The 10182-nt window shown below is 44.3% G+C and carries 3 protein-coding genes and 3 pseudogenes; 2 read left to right on the top strand and 4 right to left on the bottom strand.

What is annotated here, in order from left to right; translation table 11 throughout:
- Nucleotides 1-253 precede the first annotated feature (253 nt).
- Nucleotides 254-490, top strand: a pseudogene (locus FTV52_RS13560) (hypothetical protein); the annotation flags it as partial.
- Between the two features lie 123 nt (nt 491-613).
- Here FTV52_RS13560 and brxL read toward each other — a convergent pair.
- The 4 genes and pseudogenes from brxL to FTV52_RS13540 form a co-directional block, all read right to left on the bottom strand.
- A complete protein-coding gene (brxL, locus tag FTV52_RS13555) occupies nt 614-2653 on the bottom strand; it encodes a protease Lon-related BREX system protein BrxL (RefSeq protein ID WP_179990994.1) in 2040 nt (679 codons plus the stop codon).
- A 29-nt stretch (nt 2654-2682) separates the two neighbouring features.
- The gene (pglZ, locus tag FTV52_RS13550) at nt 2683-5307 is read right to left on the bottom strand and encodes a BREX-1 system phosphatase PglZ type A (RefSeq protein WP_179990993.1); all 2625 of its coding nucleotides are present in this window, start codon (nt 5305-5307) and stop codon (nt 2683-2685) included.
- A gap of 43 nt (nt 5308-5350) precedes the next feature.
- Nucleotides 5351-8881 (bottom strand): BREX-1 system adenine-specific DNA-methyltransferase PglX, encoded by a 3531-nt coding sequence (pglX, locus tag FTV52_RS13545; protein WP_179990992.1) that lies wholly within the window; start codon nt 8879-8881, stop codon nt 5351-5353.
- A gap of 46 nt (nt 8882-8927) precedes the next feature.
- Nucleotides 8928-10064 (bottom strand): annotated as a pseudogene (locus tag FTV52_RS13540) (BREX system P-loop protein BrxC); the annotation flags it as partial.
- 51 nt (nt 10065-10115) lie between these two features.
- Here FTV52_RS13540 and FTV52_RS14825 point away from each other — a divergent pair.
- Nucleotides 10116-10182: pseudogene (locus FTV52_RS14825) on the top strand (helix-turn-helix domain-containing protein); the annotation flags it as partial.

Below are 10182 nucleotides of genomic sequence, written 5' to 3'. Positions count from 1 at the left end.
AGCCACTCCAAGGTCAAGCTTAATAAATTAAATTAAACATTCAATGAACACTGAATAGCCGGCACTTTTGCAAATTTACCTTGTCTCTATAAGCTCACATCAATTTCAGGTAAGAATAACAATAGATAGTGAACCGTACCGGGTTTGTCGGAGACTTTTTATTTAAGTTAGGCCACCTGACCTAACGGGTTAATCTTATCATTGTACATTGCTTCAAACTCAAAAGGCGATACATTGTCAACGGCATTCTAAAATTGACCCCTTTTACCTTACAAATGGCAAAGTAAAATTGCCCCCTGAAATCAGAGAAAGAGCGGTTCAATTATTGATTGAATCTGAAAAAGATTATCCTTCTACTTGGGCAGCAATCACAGCTATTGATCCTAAAATCGGTTGTACTCCTGAAACATTGCGTGTTTGGTATCAAAAATATTTAGATCAACAAAATCCTGTCAAAGTACAACAGATATCTGATCAAGAAAAAATGAAGGGTAATCCCCCCTAAAATACTAGCTCTTTAAAAGAGGCAGTATTATGCTTTTACAACATGGTGTTTAACTTGAGAAACTGAATTTAAAACAATCTACTGTAACTCTTCCAGACAGATATGAAATTAATCCACCCCTAGCCCCTTAAACACAGCATCTACCGGATCTGCATAAAAGCTGGTCTGGAACTTGGTAAACAGTTCCACAGGAATCGTTGGGATATCTGCCGCACTACTCATTGGCAAAGCAACCTTCTTGGCACCCGCATCAAAAGCAACTTGCAGACATTCGGCAATACTTTCCACCGGTGTCACTGAACCACCCAAGCTCATATCACCCAGTACCACCATCTGACTTTGTACCGATCGTCCTAACAGGCCAGAAGCAAAAGCCACTAAACTTGGCAGAGCAAGATGGCTGAGCGGGCCGGTATTCTGTAATTCAACCACATGTAAGTGGAAGTCATGTTCCATCACCTTACTACCACCCGATATTCTGGATGCATTGGCCTTGAAGTAGTCAAATGCGATCTTGACCTGCTCCTTGGCACTGCTTGAATTCCATAAGCCTGACGTCGCCAGCTTTCCTGAACCTTTGGTGACTTGAAGTTCTAAGCGGTATAACCCCGGCATGCCTTTATTACTGAGCCCGATGGTATATAAGAAACCTGGCTTGGCTGGACCTTCTGGAATCAGTCCGCCACCACCCTGCTCTTTTACCGATACAAAATGTTCTTCTAAGGTGTCATTGTCGATATAGCTGAAATGCACATCATAGAATTCCATCCCTCCAATTTTCTTCAGCTGTTCTTTGACCCGACGGCGCACCTGCAGTGCATATTCCAGGCATTGCCGTACATCTTCTTTGTTAAACTGACCATGTGGGTAGAGCAGCTTCATCAATCCGGAAACCGTCTTGCGAACGGCAATCACATCGCGCTGATTCAGGTTGTTGCCGAGCTTAAAGTACTTCTCAATGGCATCCGCAAAACTACGCTTACGCATTTCCCGGAAGAATTCAGCCAGATAATCAACGATTAGACCATAACGGTTAGTAAAGAATTCCGGACGCATTTTTGGAATTTCCCAACCCGGGATATAGGCATGAAAGCGATCAAAGAATGCTGAATCGATCATTGCTTCAGGAAAAGGAGCCAATAAGTGGCTAGTCTTCACCAAGGATTCAACACTTTGGTTAATATTACCCACAAAAACCATTGAAGCAGATGCTTCCATCTGTTCCCGGCCACGGGCAAAAGATCCCGATGCCATGTAGTCTTTCATGATCTGCACGCCATCTTTGTCCTTAAAGGAAATACCGGCGACTTCATCAAAAGCCACTACATCCCATAACCCCACCAGACCAATACGGCGGCTACTCATGTTATAGAACAGATTGGCGACAGTCGTTTGCCCACCCGAGACTAAAATACTGTTCGGTGAACACTCTTTGTAAATATGGCTTTTACCGGTACCGCGTGGCCCCAGCTCACAGACGTTATAGTTGTTTTCGACAAAAGGAATCATGCGTGCCAACAAGTGCCATTGCACCTCCTCTTTTAAGGAAGCCGGCTCCATACCGATCGAACGGATTAAACTCTCGCGCCACTGATCAGTGGTTAACGCTGCTCGTCCATTGAATAGCTCCTCCATATTCATATTGGGCATCTGAATCGGCTTGAGTAAGCTCACGCCAAATGGAGAACAGGTCTGCCCTTCATCAAAGTAGTAGCTAAGGGTGGCGATGACCCAAATTCCACCAACCAGCAGCTTTTCATACTCTTTGACGATGCCTGCCGAGATCTCGGCATCTTTGATACCTAGATTACTAAAGGAGGCTTCGTATTTGTCCTTACGCTCATTAAGCTTCACCGTGACCCGATCAATGACTTTATAACTGCCACGTTCACGGACCAGGGATTTCACCTTCTCGGCTTCATCCGGTCGGACATAATTCTCAGCCAGTACGGTCTTTACGTTACGTAGTCCCTGTTCAATGATCTCTGGGTCATCCGAGGCACAGTACATCCCCAGCAGGTATTCGAGTACATAGACAGGGACATTGGCCCCTTCTTTAATCAGTTTGGTCAGATCCTTACGTACCACCCGCCCGGCAAAGTGTTCATTCAGCAACTGATCCAGTTCTTTATCGTTAGCCAATTCCATATACGCCACGCTCTATCGTTAATTCGTTATCAGAAGAAGTCATCAGTAAATGCCAGATCAATGGTGACCTTATAGCGTTCCATTTCGATATTCAGGTCTTTGTCCTTCAGCACTAAAAAGTAATCTTTCTTACGGTCAAAATCAGTGCCAGACAATGACAATCTGACCTGTTTGACCCGATCGGCAACAGAATCGGTAGTGCTATCAAAAGTCAAAGTTTCTTCACTGGAAACTTTAAGATCCCCATCATAAATGGCAATGGATAAAGTCACTGGCATGACCAGCTCACTGACAGCTTCGGTTTGCATCAAATCAAACTTCTGGATGTTACTGACCATCTTCAAGGTAGATTTGGTAGAAATAACACCGACTTTACGCTTGGTTCGTTGTCCAGCCTTTTCACCACGTAGCTGTTTTACCATCAGTACCGGCACCACAATTTCCTGAGGCATGATGCCGCCATGCACGAAACGTGAGCCTCCTACAAAATGGAAACGGTTCGCCCCTTTTGGAATCCAGAAATCAGTCGCAGATAATGTGCCTGCCGTAGCTTGGGTTGAGCCTTTCCAGGCTTCCTTGCTCTCTGGTAAACCATGCCCAATCACATAGCGTTTTTTGCTCTTCAATGTATTGGCAGGTTTTTCAGTCAAGCTTGAACGATCCGCAGATTCCAGTTTACTTTGCTGGAACAGGAAGCCATGGTCGGCTGTAATCAACAGGGTAGAAATATTGAAGTGCATTAAGATTTTGCGGCTGAGTTCGGTCAGCTCTTCAATGGCATGTTCTACCGCCATAAAGGTTTCTGATTCTGTCGAGGCGCTGTCACCGCGTGCATCAATCACGTTGTGATAAACGTAAATCAGCTCATGGTCTTTCAGCGCTTCACGGCCTTCATCACGCGACCAGCCTTTTACCATTTCAGCGGTGACTGCCAGACCATTATAGGCCGCCAGAATTTTGGATCGTGCTGCAGTCCCTTTGCTGGACTGCCCATCTACTAAAACATCATCCCCTGCGGCCTCTTTGTACTCCAAAGTCTGATGCGGCAATAACGAGGCCATGCCAAGTGTGGTGTAACTTGGGACAACGCCCAGCTGTGAAGACAAGGTCGCTTCGGAATAACGCTTTTCATTAATACGATCACGCAGCTCTACCGCAGCTTCATAGCGAAAAGCATCACTGATAATTACCACAATACGGCGTTTCGTTGCAGAACTGAGTAAGGGTCTGACGTGAATATCGTAGAAGTTCTGCTGGTTTGGGATATCTGCCATTTTCCAGACATTCAAGCGTTGCTCAGCTTCAATCCGCTCTCCCCAGTTTCGTGCCAAGTGGTCAATAAACCAGTAGGAATAGCAATTTTCGACTTCTTCATCGAGTTTTTTCAGGATATCGACATGAGCGCGTTGAGAAGCAGCACTGTAGTGGCGGTAGGCCAGATCAAAGCGATACAGCTCCTGCTTGTAGGCTTTATACAAAGCTTCGCTGGAGTCGAAATAAAACCCGGAATCAAACTGCTGTCGCAGGCTGAACAGCTCAATCGCTGCCTGCAACGCTGTATAGACGGTACGGTATTTACGGCGGGTTGCATCGTCCTTATGCTTGGACGCCCAATAGCCATCCAGACGGGTAGAAATAATCGTTCTGAAATGTTCCAGTTCAGCTTTGGCTGCTGCGGGGATATGACTGGCCAAATCAACAATGATCTTTTGTTCAATCACTTCAAAGGTCATGACATCGAGCAGCTGCTCCAGATCAAAAGCCCCGACCTTTTCTTGGATCCGCAGTGCATTGGCCACGCTCTGGGAGAGTGTATCGAAGGTTGGGTAGTATTTAGAACTGTCTCTCCAGCGCGACAAAAAGGCTCTAGCCGTCGCACGGGAGCTGACGGATGACATCACCAGTTCCTGAGCCCATACCGGTACATCGCCCAAGCTTTCACAGAAACCTGTAGTCATCAAACGGATAAAGAACGTACCGAGCTTGAATGGCACTTCCCCATTCAATTCTTCAACCGATGCTGGATAACCAATTTCCGCCTGTAATGCGGTGACTAAAGCTGGCACCAGTTGGAACTTTTCCAGTTCAGCAAAGGAGTCTGGATTGACTTCCAGACTCAGATTCTGCTGTACCATTTCATCTGCCAGTGCCAGAACGATATGCATAAGTTCGGCACTGTCAGCCTTGACCACAGCCGCAATCATGGCCATATCCAGATCCTGTTCATCTGCATCAGACTGGATATAGCGTTTCAATGTACTCAGACGGGCTTTGGCTTTGAGGAACTCTTCACGTTTGGCCAGATGTTCTCTTAAACTTTGTTGTTGTAAACCGAGCTCATTGAAAATAATCGAGAAACGATCGGCATAGAAGCTGCGTGAATACAGCTTGATGTCCAGTAACCAGTCTTTTTCGGTTTCAGGCTCAGGGCTTGGGAAATACAGCAAGTATTTACCCTGCTGATCCTCAAGTTCCAGTTTAAGCTTAATCGCAAGGCTGGATTCTTCTGCCATATTCAGAATCTGGACATCATTTAGCTCTAGGGCTTTGATTTCTTCAGTAAATGACTGTTCTGCATCGTACCAAAAGACAATTCGATGCTGTTCAGTATAAAAGGCTTGTTCCAGGCCTTGTTGAAGTTGACTTAAGTTCATGCAACCACCTCTGCATGATCTAGTGTGGAAGAAAAGCTATTCATTATTTCTCCCCCGTCACAGCTTTCACTTCAGCCAACAAGTCCCCAAACTTGCCATAGTTCACTTTCACCCCATCATCTAGATCCAGTGAAATACGCTGATCGGCATAGTGACGCAGCTTTTCCTCAAAGGTACTGAGTTCAGCTTGTTGCTTATGCAAATCTTGCAGTTTTTTCTCGATACGTTTGATTTCAGCCGCAGAGTCACTACTTTCTTTTGCTGTTTCTAGAGAATTAGCATAAGCAGCCATTTTGGAAATCAGTGGCATGACGTATTCAGTACGCATACGCGCCAAGGTGCTTTCGTTATAGCGGTGCAAATACACCAACGCCTGGAAAGCGCCTTGTTTACCACTGCTAAATAACCAGTAGATCGGACGCTTTTTATAGGTTTGCATGTGGTCTTTATAGAATTTACTAGCAAGATAACGGCGAATGGTGTCTTCAGCGGTTTCACTAGCTTTTTTATCCAAGCTTTCTGCCAACCACAGCATATTAGCGTCTAGTGTGTCTTTACCCCACACTGCAGTTAAGAACTCTTGGATACGGTGTGTAGCATCATCTTCAAACCAGTGCATTTCGGTGAGTGGAATAATACCGTCAGCATCGGCTGGGAATGTCTGATAACGACTAGGATCAAAGTCTTGATTGCCTGCATGGGCATAGATCAAGCCAGGTTCATCTAGGCTATAGCGTCCCATCATGCAACCAAGTGCATAAGAAACTAAACGCTGGCTGTCTTTTTCACGGTCGGCACGGGTTAGGGTGATTTGTTCATCGGGTACATCTGGTGTCAATTCATCCTCTAAACCATAAGCCTCAATAAACAGCTTGTTGTTTTCTTCTTCCAAACGTTTCATTTCAGCGACGGCGTCAGCATTTTGCTGTTGCCATGTGTTAAAGGCTTGTTCTAGGTTCGGCTGTTCGGTACGAATAATTGGGTTCTGAGTAAAATCCCATGAGATTTCGTAAGAGTCCCAGTCATTTTTAGATATTTGTTTCGCAACTTCGACCAATTCTGTTATCAAATTGAACAATTCATTATTTTCACTAATAATTGGCAAATTACCAATATTCCAAGCTTGGAAATTTAATGTTGGATTAATTGCACCTAATAAAATTTGACAAACAGGCGAGTTAAGAAAGCCAGCTAACATCGGAATGTATTGTGTTTTAGGAAAAGCCGCCGACCCCCCCGCATCAAATAAACATCCTTTATCAGTTATACGCACTGAAAACAAAGAAGAAGTGACTGCTGACCAATTTACATTTGGTTTAAAAATATAATCCTCATTAAACGCATGTGCAGGCACTTTACCCTTTGAGTCTGTTAAGGTTTTTAATTTGTTACCATCATCAAACCAATCAACAACGTACTCATAATTTCCATACCATTTTCTAAAAGATCCACCTTTTTGATACGGAAACCATTTCTTTCTGCTTAACTGTGCCGAAGACCGATTTTCAAAACCTAGACCTATTTTTGAAATTGAAACCTCATGCCATGTCCTAACAAATATGGCATTATTTCCTGTAATCATACCTGCTCTCGGAAGAGCTATAGTATGAAGAGCTGGATTGGTTATAAAAGAATTTCTTAATCTATCACTAACCCAATAAGCTACAGGACTACTTGGAATTTTCTTAAAGTCATCTTGAATCGTTGAATCAAAGCGATTTAGTCCTGCTTTTAATTCATTTTCTTTTTGATCCTGCTCTGTATCCACAAGTCGAAAAAATACTGGCTTGAACCCATTCAAATGTTTACCTTGCATCACAAATGCAGTCGCTTGTACCACTTCACCCGATATTTCTGGAAATGCTCTTGCACCTAAATGTGCCATAGTTTGAATTGTACGATCTTTTAATAGTTTTTCACGCATCGCTTCATAAGACGATAAGAACATCCAGCTTTGCATAGTGACCATACTGTTAAAGCCACTGTCTTTGCACCATTCAAACCCACGTTCAATAAACATGGCAAATAGGTCTGACTTACTGTCAGGGAATTTCTTTTTCGCAAAATCTTTAAGTGCTGGATTCATCCCCTTACCGCCCATATACGGCGGATTCGCAATCACAGCATCATATTGTTTAGCGAGTAATTTGGCTTGTTGTACTAAAGGCAATAACTCTTGTGCTGACTGCTGCACAAAAATATCCCCAGACTCTGATGCTGTATTCAGCTTTGTTTCTAAATCAGGCAGCTTTCTAGAAAATGCTTGAGGGATTTGAATCAAAGAACCAAACGTTGAGGCATGTTCAAATAAATCCAGCAGTTCCTTTAAATCTGTCTGTGCAATACCGGTACTTACCAAGTCCTGACTGAATGCATCTAAACGTTCTGGCTGACTATCCTGTAACGCAATAATATTCAGCTTCGGTGGATTGCTAAATAAACGGCGGTCATCCTCACGTGCTTTCATCAGCAGTGCAAAGCTAGCGAGCTGTGCTGCACGGGTATCGATATCAATGCCGTACAGGTTATTTTCCAGAATCAAACGTGGAATATCACGGCTGCGGTAACCACGTTCTAAATAAATCGCTTTTAAGCAGTCATAAGCTTCCACCAGAATGTGCCCCGAACCACAGGCCGGATCGAGTACTGTAATGCTTTCAGGGTTTAAGGTATCGCCATCTTCACTAATCCGCACATCAATCAGTTGTTTCAGCTGTGCATTAACTTCATCACTTTGTTCCGCTGGCTGAATATAGTATTCCCATTCACTGGCAAGCGTACTATCAGGCTGTGCCATCAGCCATAAACGACCCACACTGTTCTGTACCAAATATTTTACAATCCAGTTTGGGGTAAATAGCTGTGTCGCGGCAGGAATGTCCTCACTCTTGACGACTTTACCAATCACCTGATCTTTCTTTTCAGAAATATAGAACTGATACAGCCAGCCAATAATTTGCACATCCGACCAGTCTTCTTCCGGAATGCTGCTCACCAAATCACGGATCAAGGAATCGGTTTTGGTTAAATTGTCAGGTAGTAACAGTTCTGACTCATCAGAAACCTGTTCAAACAGGAGTGGCATGACTTGATTCAACGCATGACATTGGGCCAGTAACAGCTCACGGTACAGTTCTTCGTCTTTATTGCCATCCAGTTTGAGTTCAGCCACACGGCTGGCATCTAAACCTGGTAGGTCAATATCCAGACACTCTTCCAGAATCTGCGGCAAGCCTGCACTGCCATCGGCACTACTGAGTACACGGCGACCATGATCCAGTAAGCCTTTGCATTCCATGTAGCGAATCGCACAGAGACGGTTAAACCAACTGTAAGCGATATAATCAATGGTTTGCTCAAAACTGCTAGTTTGAATGCGTTTGATCAGCTTGTCACGTGGTTTCATGACTGATAGCGGAAAAACCTGATCGCCAATCAGCAGCAAGTCGCCTTTCTGTTCTGCCGGTAAAATGCTGTCTGCGGTGATGCCGTATTTGGCGGCCTGCTTGCGCATCGCTGCGATAAAATCATTTCGTGCTTGCGGTGCGTATTTTTTAATATGACTGGTATTCATCTTTAAACCTTTAATTAATGACTGATGCCGATATCCCTAACCCGAGTTAGCGGATACGCACACGCTTTTTATCACTCACGATTTTTTTCAGTTCAGCTTTGAGTGCGTCTACAAACTGATCCACTGATTCTTCTGTTTCCAGATAGACACTACTTGAGCTTTTGCTGTAAATGCTGGCGACATCGACTTCGACAACAGGTTTCGGTGGCACTACGGCTGTCGCAGGCTGTACCGGACTCACAGCAGGTGTTGATGTAACTGGGCTGGAGGTGGTTGCAGTGTTGGTTACACTCTCGGCTTTGCTCTGAGCCAGTTGTGCCGCTTTGGCCTGACGCTGGATTTCCGCCTGAACTTCGCTTTCCAACTCATACAAGGCTTCATCAAAACGCTCGACGGCGGTTTGGGTTTGCAGCATATAGATGGTGGACAGGCTAGTTTCCACTTCAATATCCGTTTTTAGCAGTTGTAGTGGGCGTAATAGCTTGTTACTCAGCTCAGCGCTAGCGATGCCACTGTTTTTAATCTCGGCTTCTAACTGCTTGATCTTGTCATCAATGTGTTCTATCGCTTGATTGCGCTTCTCAGTCAGCAATTGCTCATTGACGCTTTCCACTGTGCGAACCAAATCAGCGACTTTATTTAACAGGCCATAGGGCGATTCAAGGGTGGCAATACGATGTAATTCAGACAGGGCTTTTTTTGCCACCTCATCACTGCCCAGCGCCTGTTTGTTTTTCTCAAAATGACGTAGAGCCTGTTGCAGTTGTTGCCAGCTTGGCATCTGGTTGCTGAAGAATTCATGAATGTCACGATAGTCTTCTTCCAGATCCAAATAGTCATTCTTGTTCTCAACCACCGCTTTAAAGAAATCGAAGCTGTCGCTATTCGCCAGCAGACGTTCCAAAGTCAGAATCGACTTTTCAATCACTTTCTTGCCCGGGAACTGCCCGACATCAGTTTTACTCTTATACGACTTAAAGTTGGCTAACCAGTTTTTAAAATGTTGGGTATAGAATTCAAATAGCTCTTTTTCTGTCGCTGGTCCCATAGCCGAGAATAGGTCTTGGGTGAGTTGACGTGCCTGTTTCAATACCTGATCATCAGTCTGGCGCTTTTTAATAATGGAAACATCACGGCGACGGCGGCTGTTTTGTAAAGGCTCAAAGGCCTCTTTTAAGTTGACAAAAATAACTAATCATGCGAAAAAGTTTTTTTAGTTAACAGATGTTCACACATGCCTCGAATTGTTTCTGTACCACTTAGTTTAGAACAGCGAGAACGACTCATTTTTCTGGCCAAGC

The sequence above is a fragment of the Acinetobacter sp. YH1901141 genome (assembly GCF_013416935.1).
GTDB lineage: Bacteria > Pseudomonadota > Gammaproteobacteria > Pseudomonadales > Moraxellaceae > Acinetobacter > Acinetobacter towneri.
Note: the sequence above shows the minus strand (reverse complement) of the source record. Positions and strands in the feature narration are given on the sequence as shown.

Excerpts from the sequence above, each read along its gene's own strand:
- brxL (WP_179990994.1), bottom strand. The coding sequence starts at position 2,653 with ATGGAATTGGCTAACGATAAAGAACTGGATCAGTTGCTGAATGAACAC.
- pglZ (WP_179990993.1), bottom strand. The coding sequence starts at position 5,307 with ATGAACTTAAGTCAACTTCAACAAGGCCTGGAACAAGCCTTTTATACT.
- pglX (WP_179990992.1), bottom strand. The coding sequence starts at position 8,881 with ATGAATACCAGTCATATTAAAAAATACGCACCGCAAGCACGAAATGAT.